General features: G+C 62.9%; 10 protein-coding genes, 22 tRNA genes and 1 pseudogene. 4 read left to right on the top strand and 29 right to left on the bottom strand.

Annotated elements, in window-relative coordinates; translation table 11 throughout:
• The first annotated feature begins 244 nt into the window (after positions 1–244).
• Entirely contained in the window at positions 245–1,423 is a 1,179-nt protein-coding gene (locus I41_RS23225) for a sialidase family protein (protein WP_145435356.1), read from the top strand.
• 85 nt (positions 1,424–1,508) lie between these two features.
• On the opposite strand, the gene I41_RS23220 is transcribed toward I41_RS23225, so the two are convergent.
• From I41_RS23220 to I41_RS27825, 27 genes and pseudogenes are all read right to left on the bottom strand, one after another.
• Positions 1,509–2,609, bottom strand: a complete 1,101-nt coding sequence (locus I41_RS23220) for a slipin family protein (RefSeq protein ID WP_145435354.1) — start codon at positions 2,607–2,609, stop codon at positions 1,509–1,511.
• Positions 2,610–3,194: 585 nt separating this feature from the next.
• Positions 3,195–3,261, bottom strand: a tRNA-Ile gene (locus tag I41_RS23215).
• Positions 3,262–3,381: 120 nt separating this feature from the next.
• Positions 3,382–3,447: transfer RNA gene (locus I41_RS23210), tRNA-Cys, on the bottom strand.
• A 167-nt stretch (positions 3,448–3,614) separates the two neighbouring features.
• Positions 3,615–4,418, bottom strand: coding sequence for a hypothetical protein (locus I41_RS23205; protein WP_145435352.1), 804 nt, complete (start codon positions 4,416–4,418; stop codon positions 3,615–3,617).
• Between the two features lie 373 nt (positions 4,419–4,791).
• Positions 4,792–4,863 (bottom strand) — tRNA-Thr (locus tag I41_RS23200).
• A 13-nt stretch (positions 4,864–4,876) separates the two neighbouring features.
• Positions 4,877–4,946: transfer RNA gene (locus I41_RS27550), tRNA-Trp, on the bottom strand.
• Between the two features lie 306 nt (positions 4,947–5,252).
• Positions 5,253–5,726, bottom strand: coding sequence for an HNH endonuclease (locus I41_RS23195; protein WP_246133734.1), 474 nt, complete (start codon positions 5,724–5,726; stop codon positions 5,253–5,255).
• A 141-nt stretch (positions 5,727–5,867) separates the two neighbouring features.
• Positions 5,868–5,941, bottom strand: a tRNA-His gene (locus tag I41_RS23190).
• Positions 5,942–5,943: 2 nt separating this feature from the next.
• Positions 5,944–6,033: transfer RNA gene (locus I41_RS27545), tRNA-Ser, on the bottom strand.
• A gap of 42 nt (positions 6,034–6,075) precedes the next feature.
• Positions 6,076–6,146: transfer RNA gene (locus I41_RS23185), tRNA-Ala, on the bottom strand.
• A 20-nt stretch (positions 6,147–6,166) separates the two neighbouring features.
• Positions 6,167–6,243 (bottom strand) — tRNA-Leu (locus tag I41_RS23180).
• A 216-nt stretch (positions 6,244–6,459) separates the two neighbouring features.
• Positions 6,460–6,541, bottom strand: a tRNA-Leu gene (locus tag I41_RS23175).
• Positions 6,542–6,546: 5 nt separating this feature from the next.
• Positions 6,547–6,617 (bottom strand) — tRNA-Glu (locus I41_RS23170).
• A 116-nt stretch (positions 6,618–6,733) separates the two neighbouring features.
• Positions 6,734–6,809 (bottom strand) — tRNA-Leu (locus I41_RS27540).
• Between the two features lie 5 nt (positions 6,810–6,814).
• Positions 6,815–6,889: transfer RNA gene (locus tag I41_RS23165), tRNA-Asp, on the bottom strand.
• Positions 6,890–6,985: 96 nt separating this feature from the next.
• Positions 6,986–7,058: transfer RNA gene (locus I41_RS23160), tRNA-Val, on the bottom strand.
• A gap of 6 nt (positions 7,059–7,064) precedes the next feature.
• Positions 7,065–7,145, bottom strand: a tRNA-Ser gene (locus I41_RS23155).
• A 184-nt stretch (positions 7,146–7,329) separates the two neighbouring features.
• Positions 7,330–7,400 (bottom strand) — tRNA-Gly (locus tag I41_RS23150).
• A gap of 10 nt (positions 7,401–7,410) precedes the next feature.
• Positions 7,411–7,486 (bottom strand) — tRNA-Asn (locus tag I41_RS27535).
• 5 nt (positions 7,487–7,491) lie between these two features.
• Positions 7,492–7,565 (bottom strand) — tRNA-Pro (locus tag I41_RS23145).
• Positions 7,566–7,577: 12 nt separating this feature from the next.
• Positions 7,578–7,648 (bottom strand) — tRNA-Gly (locus tag I41_RS23140).
• Between the two features lie 37 nt (positions 7,649–7,685).
• Positions 7,686–7,757 (bottom strand) — tRNA-Lys (locus I41_RS23135).
• A gap of 28 nt (positions 7,758–7,785) precedes the next feature.
• Positions 7,786–7,858: transfer RNA gene (locus I41_RS27530), tRNA-Lys, on the bottom strand.
• 224 nt (positions 7,859–8,082) lie between these two features.
• A tRNA-Glu gene (locus I41_RS23130) sits at positions 8,083–8,158 on the bottom strand.
• Positions 8,159–8,222: 64 nt separating this feature from the next.
• Positions 8,223–8,294, bottom strand: a tRNA-Phe gene (locus I41_RS23125).
• A 748-nt stretch (positions 8,295–9,042) separates the two neighbouring features.
• Positions 9,043–9,222, bottom strand: coding sequence for a hypothetical protein (locus I41_RS23120; RefSeq protein WP_145435351.1), 180 nt, complete (start codon positions 9,220–9,222; stop codon positions 9,043–9,045).
• Positions 9,223–9,345: 123 nt separating this feature from the next.
• Positions 9,346–9,649: pseudogene (locus I41_RS27825) on the bottom strand (endonuclease domain-containing protein).
• Between the two features lie 305 nt (positions 9,650–9,954).
• Between I41_RS27825 and I41_RS23105 the strand changes: the two are divergent.
• Both I41_RS23105 and I41_RS23100 read left to right on the top strand, forming a co-directional pair.
• Complete coding sequence (locus I41_RS23105; protein WP_145435347.1) at positions 9,955–11,475, top strand: FGGY family carbohydrate kinase; 1,521 nt, start codon at positions 9,955–9,957, stop codon at positions 11,473–11,475.
• 54 nt (positions 11,476–11,529) lie between these two features.
• Entirely contained in the window at positions 11,530–14,106 is a 2,577-nt protein-coding gene (locus I41_RS23100; protein ID WP_145435345.1) for an NAD(P)/FAD-dependent oxidoreductase, read from the top strand.
• Between the two features lie 39 nt (positions 14,107–14,145).
• Here the strand turns inward: I41_RS23100 and I41_RS23095 are convergent, their stop codons facing one another.
• A complete protein-coding gene (locus tag I41_RS23095) occupies positions 14,146–15,111 on the bottom strand; it encodes a polysaccharide deacetylase family protein (RefSeq protein WP_210421045.1) in 966 nt (321 codons plus the stop codon).
• 215 nt (positions 15,112–15,326) lie between these two features.
• Between I41_RS23095 and trhO the strand changes: the two genes are divergently transcribed.
• The gene (trhO, locus tag I41_RS23090) at positions 15,327–17,144 is read left to right on the top strand and encodes an oxygen-dependent tRNA uridine(34) hydroxylase TrhO (RefSeq protein ID WP_145435343.1); all 1,818 of its coding nucleotides are present in this window, start codon (positions 15,327–15,329) and stop codon (positions 17,142–17,144) included.
• A 71-nt stretch (positions 17,145–17,215) separates the two neighbouring features.
• Here trhO and I41_RS23085 read toward each other — a convergent pair whose 3' ends face one another.
• Positions 17,216–18,352: an acyltransferase family protein gene (locus I41_RS23085; protein WP_145435341.1), complete on the bottom strand. Its 1,137-nt coding sequence runs from the start codon at positions 18,350–18,352 to the stop codon at positions 17,216–17,218.
• Positions 18,353–18,763 lie beyond the last annotated feature (411 nt).

The following is an 18,763-nucleotide window of genomic DNA, read 5'->3' as shown; positions in this document are numbered from 1 at the left end:
CCGCGAAGAGATGGAATGCAGATAGAATTGGGCTGACGAACAGCCGCCTGAGGGCTAGACGCTGTTTCATTTCAGGGGGATGATCATGGCCTGGTAGTCATCGCCATGCGCTCGTTCCAGGAAGGCATCGGGGGGAGCACTCTTGGTTTGGCACGGCCGTATCGCCTTCGTCGCTGACAAACAACCGCTGCACGGCAATTTCGTGAACGCCATACCTCATGCCGTACAGATCGATCGTCAGGGCATGAGCCGACTACTTCGGATTGGTGAGAACCGATTGCAGCGATTCGTCCTATTAACCGTCGCCGCGCTGCTGTTCGCCGTCGCTCCCAGCCGAGCGTTGGCCGAACCGCAAACAAGCGTCGTCTTCGAGCGCGGCGCTGATGGTTACCACACGTTCCGTATCCCCGCCATTGTACAAGCGCAGGCTTCGCTGATCGCCATCTGCGAGGGGCGAAAGAATGGCGCCGGCGATGCGGGCGATATCGACGTCGTGTGCCGACGGTCGAACGACGGCGGAAAAACGTGGGGGCCGCTCCAGTTGATCTGGGACGACGGGGCGAACAGCTGCGGCAATCCTTGCCCCGTAGTCGATACGACGACTGGCGTCATTTGGCTCCCTCTCACTCACAACCTGGGAACTGACCGCGAGGACGACATCATATCTAAAAGCTCCCGCGGAACGCGGACCGTATGGATGACGCATAGCGATGACTTGGGCGCTTCTTGGACCGCGCCGATCAACGTCACGTCCACGACCAAGGACGAATCGTGGACCTGGTACGCCACCGGACCCGGCGCCGCGATCCAAATCCACCAGGGTCCGCATCGCGGACGCCTGGTCGTTCCCTGCGATCACATGGAGCAGTCGAGTCGTCGTTACGGCTCGCACGCGATCTATTCCGACGACCACGGCGCCAGTTGGCAGCGCGGCGAGCCGACCCCGAAGGACGACGTCAACGAATGCGAGATTGTGGAATTGTCCGACGGGGCGCTGATGATCAACATGCGAAACTACGACCGCTCGATCCCTGCTCGTCAGGTCGCGTATAGTACCGACGGAGGCGACTCGTGGGACAATCAGCGACACGATCCAGCGCTCATTGAACCAGTATGCCAGGCGAGCATACGCCGCGTCCGCTGGCCGTCGGACGCGGACCCTGGTTTGATTCTGTTTACAAACCCGGCCGATGAGACGATGCGCCGCAACCTGACCTTGCGCGGCAGCGTTGACGACGGCTCCACTTGGCCCTTTCGACGACAACTCTACGGCAAGAGCAGCGCTTACTCATGCCTGGTAGCGATCGATGAGACCTCGGCCGGCTGCCTGTATGAAGTTGACGATTACGGAAAGATCGTCTTCACGCGATTTTCGCTGGATTGGATCGAATCGAGTGGCGCTTCCACAGCGGAAGCTAAATAAGATCGCCGCTCGGCGGCAGCGGCATCACTCTTGCATAAAGCTGCCGGGCGCCGAGATTGCTCCCGACGCCCGGTCGTTAGGCTGACTACAACAGATTGACCACGCGGTCGGCCAAACCCTTCTCGCCGAGGACTACGTTAAGCTTGCCGCTCGCGGCGACTCGCTCCAGCACCTCCAACTCCCGGAGCCGCATCAACGTGGGGTTGTCGGCGAGCAGCCGAGCCGTGTTCGCTTGGCTGCGCATCGCGGCGGTTTCCTCGCGGCGGACGATCAAGTTGGCCTCGGCCGCCTTTTTGGCCTCGGTCACCTTGTTCATCAGGTCCTTCATGTCGCCCGGCAGGATGACGTCACGGACGCCCACCGAGACGATTTGCAGACCCAACTCGCCCGCGCGACGGCTGACCGCTTCCTCGAACTCGCCGGTGACCGCATCCTTCTCGGTCAAGAACGAGTCGAGATCGCGCGTGGCCACAATCGCCCGCAGCGCAAGTTGCGCCTCGCGGTAGAGCGATTGCGTCGCGCCGTCGGCTACCATGATCGACTGCCGTGCATCGACCACTCGGTAGGTGACGACTGCATTCATGCGGAGCGTCACCTTGTCGGCGGTCATGATTTCCTGACCGGCGACGTCGAGGGTCTGCTCACGGAGGTCGATCTCGGCCACGCGCGCGTCGCCCATGCCGCGCCACCAAGCGTACTGGCCTGGCGGCAAGGTTTCGACGTAATCGCCGTTTTTGAACACGACGCCGACCTTGTGACGGTCCACGGTGCACACGTCGAGCACTTGCGACGCTTGCTGGCTGCGGATGATCACGTTGAAGTCGTCGTGCTGGAAGCGGACCTTCCGCGCGTCGATCGTTTCGATGCGCACTTCCTTGAAACCGGTCCAGTACGCGTACAAGCCCGGCGGCGGGATGTGGCTGAAGCGACCGTCGATCCAGACCAGCGCCCGCTCGTGGTCCTTCAGGTCCACCACTTGCGCACGACCCGCCAGAGCGCCGCTCTTAACGATAACGTCGAGCTTATCGTGACGGAGCCACGGCAGTCGCTGCGACGCGACGTCGATGCGGACTTTCTGCAACGGATCGAAGATCCAGCGTCGGCCCGCATCGAGCAAGCCTTGGAACTCGCCGTCGCGGAAGTACAGGCCGACTTCGTCGCTGTGAATGTGAACTCGCTTGAACATGATGGCCGCACCTCCTTTCTTGACATGACTATGCGGCGAATGTCGTGATGCTTTCTTACTTCGCACTCTTCACGATGGCTTGGCGTGAAGATACTAACCACGGAGGCACAGAGGACACGGAGGAAATGCGGTGGGCAATTCGTCCTGTAACTCCTCTCCGTGCTCTCCGTGCCTTCGTGGTTAATGTGATTGGCTTTGCTATGGAAAATAAACGATGCGTTTAACCACTTCTTGGTTCGCGTGATTCTTGAAGAATCCCTCGGGCAACGAAGCGAACGATCGATCACGCCTCCGCACGCGGAGCGTCGTTTGAGCAATCGCGACTGCAGCGCCGTCGGCGAGCGTCCGTCGATGTTGGTGCGAAGCAAACGCTTCGCAGCGGCGGTCGACTTCTCCCTTGCTTCAAACGCTGCAGACGCAAATGCGGAATCCACGCACTACAGAGCGTCGGCGGGCGCTGCCGCGATCGACGTCTCGCCAAGGCGAGCGCGGCGATGCACGGCGGATCAAGTCATTCGTTCGTTGCCCTTGGGGTTGCCTGAGACGCTCTCGCGTCTTCGTTGGAGCGAGTTTTTACACTCGCGGTCGGTACGGGAGTCGAACCCGCGACAGCCAGATTATCGGTCTGGTGCTCTATCCACTGAGCTAACCGGTGGCGGACGACGCGTCCGTTCGAGCCCATGTTCGGAACGCGCTGCGCTAACCGGTTAAGTGGAGCGGAGCGCGCCGCTGGCTTCGGCGCGTCAAACCTTGCATACAAACTGCATTCAAGAGACGCCGGCGGGAGTCGAACCCGCTCCAAGCTGCTTTGCAGGCAGCCGCCTCGCCGTTGGGCGCCGTTTGTGGGAGGCGTCTCCGACGCCGATGCCTGTCACCACGGCAGGCCGCCGTGATATCTTGGCGCTGCTTCTGCGTCGGAGACCCCTCCCACATAACATTCGAGCAATGCCTTATGAGGCTCCAGCACCAATCACGTTGGGCCGCCGTTGCCGACGGCCCAACGCGTTAGTCGATGAAGGCCACGTGCCGCATGGCCGCGGACTGCGTTTCGGTGTTCATCACCACCAGTCGCCAATCGTCGAGCTTGATCGTCTTGTGATCGGGGTGGCGAACCTTCCCGCGAACGAACGCGCGAGGGTTGCGTCGTTGGATCACCCAGCTGATCGATCGCAACTCGGGCCGACGGCTGATCAGCTTCATGTACTCCCTTGGGGTGAGCCCGTTGGGATACGCGTTGCTGACGTAAACCGCCTGACCGCCGTCGCGAACGAGCTCATCGACGATATGAGGCTTGCCGGCGCCGCGTTGCAGCCGCTCGTTCCGCAAGATGACCGACTCGTTCACCTTGGTTCCCAAAGGCAGCGGTACGAAGAACCACTCCCCTTGGCGGACAAAAGCCTCGTTGCGGCGAAGGTTGCGGAGCCGCGGCTTCACGCGGCGACGCGACTGCTCAAACCGAACGACGTCCGGCTTGAGCGCCTCCATCGCCGTCTCCACCGTCGAAGCCGCTCGGCTTTCAGGGACGGCGGCGACGAACCAGTGACGCTCGTCGTGCCCGCAGAGGAACTTGTGCTTGCCCGTACCGCCGGCCGCCATCAACAGGAGATGGCGACTGGCGGGCTGGACGTCGAGCACAATCAATTCGGCGGGCGTGGGACTTGCCAAAGCGACGTCGAAGAACTCACCGTCGCCGTCGCGACCAATGTCGATCGAGACGCCATTGGTCCGCAGGCGCCGATGGGTGCCCGCGCTCAGTCTAGCGCGCGCGCCGATCCGGGCGAAGTGCCGTTCAATCGGATGCGCGTTCATGGAACTACTCCAAAAACTAGGAAATGGAAAAACTAACCAGCGCCCTCGCCAGGAATTGAACCTGGTCTTCAACCTTCGCAGGGTTGCGTGCGGATCCGGCACACTCCGAGGATGGAATTTTTCTTTTAGCCCCTGGCTCTGCCAGGAGGTCGGCAACCATGCCAGTTGGCAAGGCCTCGCGTCGTGCTACCCCCCCGGCGGAGCCGAGGGCTGCAATGCTGCTCAGCACCCAGTAGAGGAATCGAACCCCTTCTTCGACGTTCGAAGCGTCGCGTGCGTCTCCGGCACACTCACTGGGCATTGGTTGTTGGGCGGGCCGCGTGGCCCCCGGTTTGAAGAACCGGGGGCTAAAGAACGCTTGCCATTCAATTCAATCCGGCGGAGGGATTTGAACCCCCGTGGGGCTGTTTACAAAACAGCTGCATCGCCGCTCTGCCACGCCGGAACACTTCTTGCAGCAGGTCCGCCAGGAGTTGAACCTGGTCCGTCAGTTTTGGAGGCTGACTGCTCTCCCAGGAGCACAGACCTGAAAACCCCGTCGATGCGCCCGGCGCGCCGAGCGCACCAACGGGGGACTCGATCACCTTTCTTCTCTTCCACTTCAAACGAGCTATCTGTGGGAGGCGTCTCCGACGCCGATTTCACGTTGCGATTGGAACCGACGTCGATCAGCGAACCGTCATCGGGGTCTGAGACCCCTCCCACAAAAAACTGTCGACTAACCCTTCAGCGGCACGTTCCAGTAGGCCTCGCTGACAAACTTCGACCAACTCTCCAATCGGAGGCGATGGTCGGCATACGCCGGCCGCCACTCAGGAGACACGGGAACTCGCTTCAGGTCATCCGCGCTTGCTGCGGCGTGCGATCAGCCTTGCGGCTATTGCAGTCGACGCAGGCAAGGACGCAGTTCGTCCAGCTCGAGACACCGCCGCGGGCGCGTGGGATGACGTGATCGATCGTCAGCTCTTCGCTCCCCGGCGTAACGCCGCAATACTGGCACTCAAAGTGGTCTCGCTTGTAAATGTTGCGTCGGCTGAACGCGACCGCCCGGCGCGGCAAGCGGTCGAACTCCGTCAGCGTGATCACTTCCGGCACGCGAAAGCGCACGTTGACGCCATTCATGCAGCGCTCGTCATCGCGCGGACGGAGTTGCGACCAATCGTCCCACGTGAACGTCTGGTAGTCGGCCGCGTCGACCACGCGGGCCGCTTCTTTCCACAACAGCACGAGCGCCCGCGCGACGGTCGCTACGTGGACTGGTTGCCAATTGCGGTTGAGTACCAGGACTGGTCGCTGCAAGGTGTTCATGACATTTTTGATGAAGGTGGTAAGTGAGTGGGTGAGTAAGTAAGTAGGTGTCTAGATAGCTTGTGAGCGCCTCGCCGATGAATCGAACATCGTCTCACGATTTAGAAGATCGTTGTGCCGTCCATCACACTCGCGAGGCAGGGTGACCGAGCGGACTCGAACCGCCTGCCGCCTGGTTCACAGCCAGGCCCCTCGACCACTTCGGGATCGGTCACAGCGGAAGGCATGGGATTCGAACCCACACGACCGCTCGCGCAGTCGCACGGTTTAGCAAACCGGCCCGACCAGCCTTATTCGGCTACCTTCCGTCGCTATGCTTTTCATCGTTCGCAGTTTTTCTCGTAAATAGTGGAGCGCCGGGGAATCGAACCCCGATTTCCTGGGTGCAAACCAGGCGTCGTCCCGTTGGACCAGCGTCCCATTCGTTGGTGCTCTCTTATTGGTAGTCGGAGCGGGAGTCGAACCCGCAGACGCCAGGCTCTCGACCTGGCCGCTTTGCCAATTTGCGTACCCGACTGTGGGAAGTAGCGAGTCCTGGATTCGAACCAGGCGGAACCGGGCTTATGAGACCCAGCCGGGATGCCTGCCACTCGCTAACGTGTTGCGCCTAGCCCCGGGCTCCGCCCGGGTGTGTGTTTCCATTTCGGTAGACCTCGTCGTACGGAACGCGACGCGACCCCCCGGGCGGAGCCTGGGGCTATAAAGCGCGGCGGCGATTTGCAATGCGATCCAGTGACCAAGGGGAGAGTCGAACTCCCACGCCTTACGGCACGACGTTCTGAGCGTCGCGTGTCTGCCAATTCCACCACTCGGCCATGAGCACCCCGTGCCGGAATCGAACCGGCCGTTCCAGGCTGAGAACCTGACGTCCTACCGATAGACCAACGGGGCATTGAAGTTTTCTTTGCTGATGAGACGTGAAGGAATCGAACCTCCTCGTCGCCACCCCGCTTGTTTCGTGACAGCTGGTTTACAGCCAGCCGCGGGGAACACGTCTCGTTTTGCAGTGGCAAGGGTGGGGGTCGAACCCACAAAGTCACGTAGGTTTGAGTTTCGCCGCTTTGCCTGTTTGCGTACCTTGCCGCGAGCGCCCTCGATGGGATTTGAACCCACGCTTTCCTGCGTGACAGGCAGGCGCCCACTCCAGGCTGGACCACGAAGGCGTAACGAAGGGGGAAGGCGGAGGGTGGAAGGGCGAAGGGAGCAATGCATGTCAGCTCTCATCTCCCTTCCGCCTTCCTCCTTCCTCCTTTCCCCAGTAGTCCCGGGTGGACTCGAACCACCGATTGTCTGCTTGTAAGGCAGCTGCTCTTGCCGCTGAGCCACGGGACCATTGAGCGGAGACTGAGGGAATCGAACCCCCGACCCTTGCGGGCAGCTGTTTTCAAGACAGTGTCCTCGACCAACCGGACAGTCTCCTTCTGAGCATCGATCAAGCAGCAGCGGCCCGAATCGAACGGGCTCTTACTCGTTCAAACCGAGTCGTGCGAACCTTTACACTACGCCGCAACACGCACTGCATTACTGCGAGCAGGCTCCCGCCGAATCGAACGGCGTCTGACTGGTTCAGAGCCAGTCGTGCGACCACTACACCAGGAGCCAGTACGGGTAGGCGGGATCGAACCGCCGCTGCCAGTTTGGAAGACTGGCGTGCTGCCGTTACACCACACCCGTGTGGAACAAGCTGCGGAGGCTGGGATCGAACCAGCGGGGGACGTGCTTAACAGGCACGCGCAACTACCAGCAGTTGCCCCTCCGCAACGAGTCTGCGCGGCTGGATTCGAACCAGCGATCTCGACGTCCCAAGCGTCGCGGGATGGCCAACTTCCCTACGCACAGTTGCACTCGAAAAGCGTCCAGCGGGAGTCGAACCCGCACTTCCGCCATGGCAAGGCAGTAGGCTGCCGCTACATCATGGACGCCGTTTGTTTGGCAAACTCAGTTGTCAAAGAACATCAGTGGGGTCGGCGGGAGTCGAACCCGCAACGTCCCGGTTAAGAGCCGGGTGCTTTGTCTTTCAGCTTCAACCCCTCGTCATGCGATTCGCTAAGGATCGCAGTGGCTTCGGCGAGAGTTGCACTCGCACCGCCTCGATTAAAAGTCGAGCATGCTGCTGTTGACACCACGAAGCCGTTTGTGGCTCGCGATGTCATGTTTTCTTTTTCGTCTCATTCCCAATTCCTTTCTGTAGTGATAGCCCTGCGAATCGAACGCAGCGCCACGCGCTTATCAGACGCGTTTGAGCGACCAGCTCTCGACTACCGCCGGAGGGTTCAGTGCGTAGGGTTCGGGGTTCAGGAATTCACAGACTGAAGTACTCAATCACTTTTTCTGAACCCTGAACCCTCATCGCTAGTGCCCCTGTGGGGGATTCGAACCCGCCCTCTGCGGCTTGAAAGGCCGCCATCCTCAAACCAATAGACGAACAGGGCGCGTCAGTCTTTGCTCTCTTCTCCTCTGTCTCTGTTTGCGTCTGCGCGCACCGTAAGCGCAGAGTGGGCCGGGAGGCGCTCGAATCCTCGTCTGCGGTTCTTCAGACCGCCGCTAGACCGTCTCAGCTACCAGCCCAAACATCCTGGCGGGTCGGCCTCTTCGATCGGCAGGCGCCAACGAAAAAGGCCCGATGTCGCTGCGACACCGGGCCTAGTGGCTCATCAAAGAGTTCGGCCAAGCGTCATCTGCGCCGCTGCATGCCGGCGGCCGCGTAGCTGGGTTGATCGTTCGCGCTCGGCGCAAACGACCACCCGGCGATATTCGCCGCGAGCCATGATTCGATGAAACTCGGCCGTAACATGGTTCGTTCTCCGAACTGGAAATCACACGCGACTCATCTCAAATCTCACCCGCACTCACGTGTTCGTCGCGGGCTACATGGATAGATCTCGGAATCTCTGCAAGGTTCACGCATCAAATCTTAAAATCCAGCAAATCGTCGTTCGTGAAATCAATCACGAGCTCGCATCTCGCCATTGTCGCACGCCTTGCCTTCATCGCTGTGCAGGCCCCGCTGGCCACGCTCCGGAGCGCGTGACTGACCCTGCGGAAAGCCATCAGGCCTAACGTGTTTTGCTGTAAGGATTTGGAGTGATTTTTCGGCTGGCGGACGCCGTCGCGGGGGAGCTGTATCGCGGCATGCGTTTTTGGCGACACAAATTGTAAGTCTTTTGGAAACAATAGTTTACGGCCCGCTCCACGATAGTCTCGGGTGCGGCGGCGGCGACAGAGCTCCAGGGGCGACAAAATGGCGCGCGGAGCGCGCAGCGACAATCGTCGCGAAACGCGCGTTTGGGCGACAGAAATCGTAAGTTTTGCGGCGTCAACCACTTGCAGCGCACATGGAGATAGCGCCGGAAGTGGCGCGGGCGACAGAGGCGACGACAGCGAAAAAGAGATCGCGCTCGACCTGGCTGCCCAACGACTTGCGCCATGCCGGTGGGACGTCGAGCGCCCCGGCGGCGCGCATCTCATCGACGGAAATCAAGTGTGGGCGTTTCACGGATTGCCTCCAGCAATTTCGCCTGGATCGGTTCCGGGGTAAGCAAATATTCTTTGCAAAGTTAAGGCGTTCACTCACACCCGGCCCCTCTCCGGGCGGGAGAGGTGAGGACGAATTGATTTGTTAGCGTGGTTTGGGATGGGGGCAGCGCTGTTGCAGCATCGCGTCGATGATTTCCAGGACATGATGGGCGTCGTTCTCGGCTTGCCAGCCGGCGAAGCGGAGGACTTCGATTCCTTGAGAGCGCATCCAGGCATCGCGGGCCTCGTCTTCCTGTCTTCCCTCTGTGGTGTGGTGGGGCGTGCCGTCGAGTTAACTTCATGCCGCGGCGCTGGCGGTTGCGGAGGAGTTGCCAGAGGTAGCTTTCGGGGCTGGTGGCGGACTTTCGCAAACGGCGGGCGAACTCGATTGGGTCTTCGCGACTCATGGACGACACCGAATTTCCGGCTCCCTTCTCCCCGAGGGGAGAAGGTCTGGGGATGAGAGTTTCAGTTTGTTATCGCCGGGGGGGAGGCTTGGTTTTTAGTTGTACTCTCGCCCGACTTGTCTGTGTTGGCCTGGATCAGCGTTCAGCGCACCCCCGGCCCCCTATTCCGGTGGGAGAGGGGAGCAAGGATTTTTTGGCGCGCGGGGCGTTATGCTAGGGCGTTACCCTATGGGGTTTGACGGCGGGCGCTGTTGGTGCGGGGTGCTGCTGCAGTGGGGCGTTGACTTGCTCGGGAGGAAAGGGCGTTGAGCGCGGGGCCGTTTATCTTGGCGATTGACCAGGGAACGACTTCGACGAAGTCGATCTTGCTCAATGCGGCGGGACGGGTGTGCGGCGCGGGGGCGGCGGCGCGGCGCGTCGATGCGGCCTATCCGCGGCCCGGTTGGGTGGAGTTTGATCCGGCGCAGCTCTTGGCGTCGGTCGAGCAGAGCGCTGCCGAGGCGTTGCGACTGGCGGGGATTACTGGCGGCGACGTGGCGGCCATCGGGATGGCCAATCAAGGGGAGACTTGCATCGCGTTCGATGCGCGGACCGGCCGGCCGATTGGCGGGGCGATATCTTGGCAGGACCGGCGCGGCGAAGAGCTGATTGACGAGTGGCGCGCCGCCGGGCTGGCGGACGAGGTTGTCGCCGTGACCGGGTTGCGGCTGGACGCTTATTTCACGGCGGCGAAGCTCGCGTGGTTGCTGCGGCATGTGCCGGAGGCGCGCGAGCTGCGCGCGGCCGGCCGGTTGCGCTATGGGACGAGCGACGCCTGGTTGCTGTGGCAACTGACGGGGGGGCGGAATTTTGCGACCGACGGCGCGACGGCGTCGCGGACGATGTTGTATGATTTGACCGCCCAGCGGTGGAGCGGGCGGCTGCTGGAGGCGTGCGGGCTAGACGAAGCGGCGTTGCCCTCGGTGGCGGGGAATGCCGAAGTGATTGGCGCGACCGAGGCGAGGTGGTTCGGGCGTGAAATTCCGATCGCGGGGTTGTGCGTCGATCAGCAGGCGGCGCTGTTTGGGCAGGGGGCGACGCGCGCGGGCCAGGCGAAGATCACCTACGGGACGGGGTGCTTCGTGTTGGCCAATGCGGGCGCCGACGGCCAGCGGCGCGCGGAGGGGTTGTTAACGAGCGTCGGTTGGCGCCTGGGGGCGGAGCCGCCGTGCTATGTGTTTGACGGCGGCGTCTACAGCGCGGGGTCGTTGGTGGAGTGGCTTTGCACGTTGGGATTGGCGGCCGACGCGGCGGACGCGTCGCGGCTGGCAGGCGAGGTCGAGACGCCGGGCGGGGTGATGCTGGTGCCGGCGTTCAGCGGGCTGGGGGCCCCGCGGTGGGCGAGCCGGGCGCGGGCGTGCTGGCTGGGGATGGATCAGGGGACCGATCGGCGGATGCTCGCGCGGGCGGCGCTGGAGGCGATTGGTTTCAGCGTGAAGGAGATTGTCGAGCGGATGTCGGCGGCGGGGGTGCCGCTGGAGCGGATCGATGTTGACGGAGGATTGACGCGTTCCGACCTACTCATGCAAATGCAGGCCGATATGTTGGGCGTCGGCCTGCGGCGGCGCGAGATGCCGGAGGCGACGGCGCTGGGGGCGGGTTACCTGGCAGGGATCGGCTGCGGACTGTGGCGCAGCGACGGCTTGCCGGCTCCGCCGAGCGACGAGGTGACGCTGTTCGAACCGCGGGCGGCGGCGCACGACGGCTATGTGGCGCGGTTTGAGAAGTGGCAACAGGCTTGCGATGCGGTGATCGCGCTGGGCGACGCCGGCGGGTTCGAGAGCTAGGAGGCGCGTCGGCGACGCCGGGCGGATGGCGGAATCACTCGACGGAGCAACGCGATGAATGACGCTTCGCACGCGTCGCAGGGGATTGTGTGGCTCGATTGGCCGGGCGTGGGCTGCGCTGCGGACCACCGGCTGAATGCGGCGCGCCTGGCGGCGGCGGGGCCGTATGACGTGGCGATTATCGGCGCCGGCGTGATTGGTTGTGCGCTGGCGTACGAATTGTCGCAGTATCGGTTGCGCGTGGCGCTGATCGATCGGGCGCTGGACGTCGGCGAAGGGACGAGCAAGGGGAATAGCGCGATCATTCACACCGGTTTCGACGCGGAGCCGGGTTCGCTGGAGTCGCAGCTCGTGACGGCGGCTTCGCGGCAGTGGCCGGAGCTGGCCGCGCGGCTGAAGATTCCGTTCATGCCGGTGTCGGCGCTGATGATTGCGTTGAATGAGGAGCAGCAGGCGCAGTTGCCGGCGCTGCGCGAGAAGGCGCTGGCCAACGGCGTGGACGACGTGGAATTGGTTTCGGCCGCGAGGGCGCGGCAGCTGGAGCCGCAGCTGTCGACGGCGGTGCGGGGCGGGCTGGTGATTCCGCGGGAGAGCATTGTCGATCCGTTCACGACGAGCGTCGCCTACGCCGAAGTGGCCAGGCGAAACGGCGTCGACATGGTGCTGGGGTGGGAGGTGACCGGCATTGGCGGCACGGACGACGGCCTGCACGCGGTGCGCGGCAGCGGCGGGATCGAATTGCGGACGCGGCTGGTGATTAATGCGTCGGGGTTCGGCAGTCGCAAGCTGGTGGATCATTATGGCGGCGCGCCGATGGAGCTGAACCCACGACGCGGCCAGTTCGCGATCTACGATCGGCAGTGTCGGCAGTTGGTGGAAAGGATCTTGCTGCCGATTCCGACGAAGCAGACCAAGGGGATGCTCATTGCGCCGACGGTGTTTGGTAATCTGATCGCGGGGCCCACAGCCGAGGACTTGCCGCCGGACCAGATCGACGCAACTGGCACGACGCCCGAGGGGTTGGCGGCGGTGCAGCAGAGCGCCGTGCAGATGTGCCCGGCGCTGGCCGAGCAGCCGGTGATTGCGACGTACGCGGGGCTGCGCTGCAACTGCGCGCAGGGAAGCTACTGGATGCGCTTTAACGACGGCCGACCGGGCATCGTGACGTTGGCTGGGATACGCTCGACCGGATTGACGGCGTCGATTTCAACGGCGCAGTACGTTGTTCAGCAGATGGTCGAGCAGTGCGGATTGACGCTCGTGCGGAACGAGCAGGCGACGGACAGCCGGCCGGAGTCACGCTGGCCAGGTTGGTGGCGGCGTCCCTTTGAGGATGCTGCTCGACTGGCGGCGCGGCCCGACTATGGCCGGATTGTTTGTTCGTGCGAGAACATCTCCGCCGGAGAACTGCAGGATGCGATTGAGGCCTCGCCCGGGGCGGCGACGCTGGATGGACTGAAGCGACGAACGCGCGTGCTGATGGGACGGTGCCAAGGGTTCAACTGCTGCGTACCGACGGCGGAGATGATCGCCCGGCATTTTCAGATACCGTTGGCGGCGGTGACCAAGCGCGGGCCGGGCACGGAGTTTATTGCGCCGGGCGATGGCGCGCCGCCGCCGCCAATTGTTCAGATTCGGGACGAGGCACTCCAACAATCAACGCTGCGGCCTCATTATCGCGTGATTGTCGTGGGAGCGGGCCCGGCGGGCTTGGGGGCGGCGATTGAGTTGTCGCGGCGGGGAATCTCGCCGGTGTTGATCGTGGACCGCGCCGCGGGCATCGGCGGGGTGGCTGCGCACTACGAAGTCAAAGCGGGCAGCGTCCCCACGTTCGTGCAGTGGAACCGCGGCCGGGTGCTGTTCGGAGAGCAGATCGTCGCGCGCTGGCGAGCGGAGTTTGAACGGGCGGCCGTCGAGTTGCAGCTGGAGTGTCAAGTAATCGACGTCGAGCGCGAGTCGAAGCGGCTTCGCCTGGTGAGTCCTCGACTGGGCAACGTCGCGGCGACGGCCGACGCGGTGCTGTTCGCTTGCGGCGCCCGCGAGAAATCGCGCAGCGAGCGGGGATGGATCTTCGGTCAACGACCCGCGCGGCAGTTCTTCACGATGCAGTTGCTGCAGCTGATTGACGGGGCCCACGCGCTGCCGATGCGGCAGCCGGCGATTATTGGGTCAGATCTGGTCGCCTACTCGGCGGCGGCAAAATTGCGAGCGGCTGGCGCCGGCGATGCAGTGATGACCGATCGTCGCGCCCAGCCGGCGGCGGGGCGGGCGGAGCGGCTGTACTTTCGACGCTGGACGCGGCCCCGGTGGTTTGGCGCCACCGAGGCAGCGACGATCGATCGGCCGACGTCGACGGAGGCGGTGTGGCTTGATCAGCGGCGCGCCGCGTGCGATGGGATTGTATTTGCGGGCGAACTGCTGCCCAACAGCGAATTGATCGCGGCGGCCGGCCTGGAGATCGACAGTACGACGCGAATTCCGCGGCGTTGCGGAACTCATCAACTCTCGAATGCAGGATGGTTTGTGGCGGGGGCGGAAATTGGCGGCTTCCATGGCGCCGATTGGTGCTACCGCGATGGTCGACGCGCCGCGACGAGCGTGGTGAAGTATCTTCTCCACGCGTCGAGTTGAGCGTGGGGCGAAAGACGGCGATGGCCGCGACAGCTGGACTTATTCGGCCTGTGGCGTCTGGGATTCTAATTCTCGCACCTGCTTCCAAGTGACGATCTCCACGCCGGTCTGCTTCACCGCGGCGATGAACTCGGGATCGGTAAAGACCTCGCGGTCGGTATTGCGGATCTTGCTGCTGCTGGTGATGGCCTGCAGTTCGGCGTCGTCGTAGCCGCAGTGGAGGATGACGTAGCGGACGCCGGGGCCGGTGTCGGCGATGGCTTTGAGGTAGCGGGCCTTCTTTTCTTCCAGCGTGCCGTGGTCGTAGAGCTGAGTCATCGCATCGAGGACGGGGAGGTCGTGTTCTTCGAGCGTCTTGATGAGCTGCAGTCCGCGGGCGCGGATGGCTTCGTCGGGGACGGCGCCGCCGAGATCGCGGAGGAAGAAGACGGGGACGTTGAACTCGATGCCGAGCTTGACGTAGACGACGATCAGGTCGGGGCGGCTGACGACGGCGCCCATGTGGGTGTCGAGATGGGTGACGGGGACGCCGAAGTCGAGGGCGCGTTGGATTTGGGCGCGGAGTTCGGTTTCAACGTCTGCGGCGGTGGCGTTGGCGGCGACTTCACCGACGTTGTCCCAGAGGTAACCTTCGCGGTCGACGAGGCTGGGGACTTTGTCGCGGCCGGCGACGGGGCCCCAGCGGTAGTTGTCCCACTCGCTGTTGAGCGTGAGATGGATGCCGAAGTCTTTTTCGGGGTGAGCCTTCGCGTAGGCGGCGATTTCTTTGAACCAGGGGCAGGGGACCATGATGCTGGCGGAGCTGACGTTGCCTTGCTCCATCGACTCGATGGTAGCGCGGTTGACGGAGTGGGACATGCCGGCGTCGTCGGCGTGGATGATGACGTAGCGCTTCGCGGAGTCGCTGGCGGGGGGAGACGAGGTGTCGTCGGCGTGGGTGTGGGCGGCCATCGCGGTGAGGAGGGAGAGGGTAAGGAGTGATTGGTAGAGAGAGTTGAGGCTCATCGGCGATTAGGTGAGTAGGTGTTTAGGTGAGTAGGTGTTTAGGTGAGTAGGCGAGTATGCGGTTATTGTAGCCACCGATTAAAGGCGGGGGCGAGCATGCCGCCCTGCGGAAAGCAAGAGAACGGCAAAGTTCAAAATGAATCGCTTTGCGGGTTCCCTGACGGCAGAAATGCGGTCCCTTTGGTTGGCGTCGGGCATCGATTAACCTGGGTGGGATGTCGCAGGTCACGAATATTGCCGGGTATCAGTTCACGCCGCTTGCCGAGCTCAAGCCGCTGCGCGAGGGACTACTGCGGCAGTGTAAGGAGTGGGGGCTACGCGGCACGATTCTACTGAGCACGGAGGGGATCAACCTGTTTGTCGCGGGGGACGATGCGGGAGTTGAGGGGCTCGTCGCGGAGTTGCGGTCGTGGCCGGGGCTGGGTGAATTCACGCCGAAGGTGAGCTACAGCGACGCGCAGCCGTTTCGGCGGATGCTGGTGCGGATTAAGCGGGAGATTATTGCGTTCGGCGTGCCGGGGATTGATCCAGCGACGCGGACCTCGCCGAAGCTTGCGGCGCAGGAATTGAAGCAGTGGCTCGACGAAGGGCGGCCGGTGACGCTGCTGGATACGCGGAATGATTACGAGGTGCGGATCGGGACGTTTCGCGGAGCGAAGACGCTGGGGATCGATCACTTTCGCGAGTTCCCGGCGGCGGTGGCGGAGCTGCCGGCGGAGCTGAAGCGGCAGCCGATCGTGATGTTTTGCACCGGCGGGATTCGCTGCGAGAAGGCGGGGCCGTACATGGAGCGCGAGGGGTTCGAGCAGATCTTTCAGCTCGACGGGGGGATTCTCAAGTACTTCGAAGAGTGCGGCGGGGAGCACTACGACGGCGAATGTTTTGTGTTCGATCAACGAGTTGGCGTCGATGCGAGTTTGGCCGAGTCGGAGAACGCGCAGTGCTATCGGTGCTTGGCGCCGTTGACGCTCGCGGATCAGCAGGATCCGCGGTATGTGCCGGAGCGTTCGTGCCCGTACTGTTTTCTGACGGTGGCGGAGCAGCTTGATCGGACCATTGCAGAACGCGAGGCGGCGATCGCGCGGGCGACGACGCCGTTGCCCGGGAGCGAGCCGTACGACAACTATCGACCGCTCAGCATCTCGGCAAAGTACGACGGGGCGCGGTTGCTCGACATGCTGTGCGGCGTGTTTCCGCACCTCGCGCGCGAGTATTGGGAAGAGCGGTTCGCGAGCGGGCTGATCGTGGATGACGCGCGGCGGCCGGCAGCGGCGGAGCGGGTGGTGCGCGCGGGGGAGCGGTATCTCAATCGAATGCCGGCGATGAGCGAGCCGGCGGTGAATGCCGACATACGCGTGCTGTACGAGGATGCGGCGATCGTGGTGATCGGCAAGCCGGCGCCGTTGCCGCTCCATCCTTCGGGGCGGTTCAATCGGAATACGCTGCAGTCGATTCTGAACGAGGTGTATCACCCGCAGAAGTTGCGACCGGTGCATCGGCTCGATGCGAACACGACGGGGGCGGTGGTGTTGGCGCGGACGCGGGAGTTTGCGCGGCAGCTGCAGGCGCAGTTTGCGGCAGGGGGCGTCCAGAAGCGTTATGTGGCACGAATTCAGGGCGTGCCGGCGGCGGATGAGTTTGTTTGCGATGCGCCGATTGGGGAGGCGACGACTGATTTAGGCGCCCGGGCCGTTGACGAGCAGGGACAGGCGGCGCTGACGACGTTTCGCGTGCTGCGGCGACTAGAGGATCGGACGACGCTCGTTGAGGCGACGCCGGTGACGGGGCGGACGAATCAGATTCGGGTCCACTTGTGGCATCTGGGGTGGCCGATTGTCGGGGAGCAGGCGTATTTGCCGGCGGGGCGGCTGGGGGAGACGCAGACGCATGAAGTGGATGACGCACCGCTTTGTTTGCATGCGCGGGAGATTGCGTTTGTGCATCCGCTGAGCGGGGAGCGGGTGCGGTTTGAGTGTGCGCTGCCGGCTTGGGCGGATGATTTCATTTCAGCCCCTGGCTCCGCCAGGGGGTAGCACTACGCGCGACAACGCCGACCGGTGTGGCGGCCGACCCCCTGGCGGAGCCAGGGGCTGCAAGAGGGCGATCACACCTTTAGGAAAATACGCTTCTTGTAGAGCAGGTAGAGCAGCAGCCACTCGACGAAGACGAAGGCGATGGCGCCGAGGAGTGCTTGGTACGCGCCGGCGTGTTTTAGGGCGCCGCCGAAGAAGAATTCGGTCGTGTATTCAAAGTCAACAAATGCCTGGGCCATGTAGATCAGGATCGAGTTGCTGCCGATTACGATGAAGAAGAAGGCCCATTTGCGGAACTGCCAAACGTCGATCACCAGGTAAAAGATCGCCAGAAAGATCAGGCTCCAGCCGGCGCAGTGCAGGACGAAGGAGCTTGACCAGAGGTTCTTGTTGATCGGGAAGTCGAAGTTCCAGACCCACGCCGCGGCGAGACAGACGAGGCCGACGGCGATCATGAGCACTGCTTTCGCGTAGCCGCTGAAGCGGGACGACTTCAGCAGCGTGCCGGTGAGGTTGCCGGCGAGTGCAGTCGCGATGGCGGGGATTGTGCCAAAGAGTCCCTCGGGGTCGCGGTCGCCTTGATAGAGGCGCCCCGGCACGAGTTGGCGATCGACCCAGTCGGTAAGGGTGTGTCCGGGCGAGAGATCGCCGGCGCCGAATCCTGGCACGGGGATGAAGCGCAACGCCGCCCAGTAGCCGATCAGGATGCCGGCGATCCAGACCGCTCGCGCGCGCACGCCGAAGTGGAGCGCGATGAGCGCGGCGAACATGTACGCTAAGCCAATGCGTCCCAGAACGCTGGCAAGCCGCGTTTCTGGCCAATTGAACTCCAGCAGGCCGTTGTAGATCATGCCAAACAGGACGAGGACGAGGCCGCGGATGATCGAGTGCCGCACGAGCTCCTGCTTGGTTCCGCCGTCGGCCAGCCGCTTCTCGAACGAGAAGGGCATCGCGACGCCAGCCATGAAGAGGAAGAGCGGGAAGATCAGATCGTAGAACGCAAAGCCGTGCCACTCCGGATGATGCATTTGGCCCGCGAGCCAGACCAGGACGGACCAGCCGGTGAGTTCGGCGGCGGCGTGGGCGATTCCCTCGCCGCCGATGATCCAGAACATGTCGAAGCCGCGGAGGGCGTCGAGGCTGATCAAGCGGCGGCTAGCGGGGGGCGTTGCGTCTGGAGCGGTAGAAGCTGGCGAAGCGTCGGGCATAGGGCCGTTCATGAACGTGGAGCGCTGCGTCCGCCAAGCAGTGACGGTCGGGGAAGTCGATTGTGGTCAGTCGGCGCGACCGTGAGAAGGGAGATTGGCGCACGGAGCGCCGAGGATTGCGTCGCTCGGAACTGGTTAAATGGCGAGTGAACGGCGACGTCAAGAATTGAACCGCCAAGGACGCCAAGAGCGCCAAGGGAAGAAAGGCAAAGGCTTATGGAACCGCCGATGGACGCGGATGAGCGCCAATAAGAGATTTATCTGTGTCTATCGGCGTTCATCGGCGGATACTTTTTTTCATTTCGGTCATGCTCGCCGTGCCGTCGAGGTTCAGTTCCTTTGTATTTTCCTTGGCGCTCTTGGCGACCTTGGCGGTTAAACAAATACCTGTGCACTTCTGCGGGCGTTGAG

This window comes from Lacipirellula limnantheis (genome assembly GCF_007746075.1).
Lineage (GTDB): Bacteria > Planctomycetota > Planctomycetia > Pirellulales > Lacipirellulaceae > Lacipirellula > Lacipirellula limnantheis.
The sequence above is the reverse complement of the archived record's forward strand: the minus strand, read 5'-3'. Positions and strand labels throughout refer to the sequence as shown.

Excerpts from the sequence above, each read along its gene's own strand:
- I41_RS23095 (WP_210421045.1), bottom strand. The coding sequence starts at position 15,111 with ATGAGCCTCAACTCTCTCTACCAATCACTCCTTACCCTCTCCCTCCTC.
- I41_RS23195 (WP_246133734.1), bottom strand. The coding sequence starts at position 5,726 with ATGAACACCTTGCAGCGACCAGTCCTGGTACTCAACCGCAATTGGCAA.
- I41_RS23220 (WP_145435354.1), bottom strand. The coding sequence starts at position 2,609 with ATGTTCAAGCGAGTTCACATTCACAGCGACGAAGTCGGCCTGTACTTC.
- trhO (WP_145435343.1), top strand. The coding sequence starts at position 15,327 with ATGTCGCAGGTCACGAATATTGCCGGGTATCAGTTCACGCCGCTTGCC.
- I41_RS23085 (WP_145435341.1), bottom strand. The coding sequence starts at position 18,352 with ATGCCCGACGCTTCGCCAGCTTCTACCGCTCCAGACGCAACGCCCCCC.
- I41_RS23205 (WP_145435352.1), bottom strand. The coding sequence starts at position 4,418 with ATGAACGCGCATCCGATTGAACGGCACTTCGCCCGGATCGGCGCGCGC.
- I41_RS23225 (WP_145435356.1), top strand. The coding sequence starts at position 245 with ATGAGCCGACTACTTCGGATTGGTGAGAACCGATTGCAGCGATTCGTC.
- I41_RS23100 (WP_145435345.1), top strand. The coding sequence starts at position 11,530 with ATGAATGACGCTTCGCACGCGTCGCAGGGGATTGTGTGGCTCGATTGG.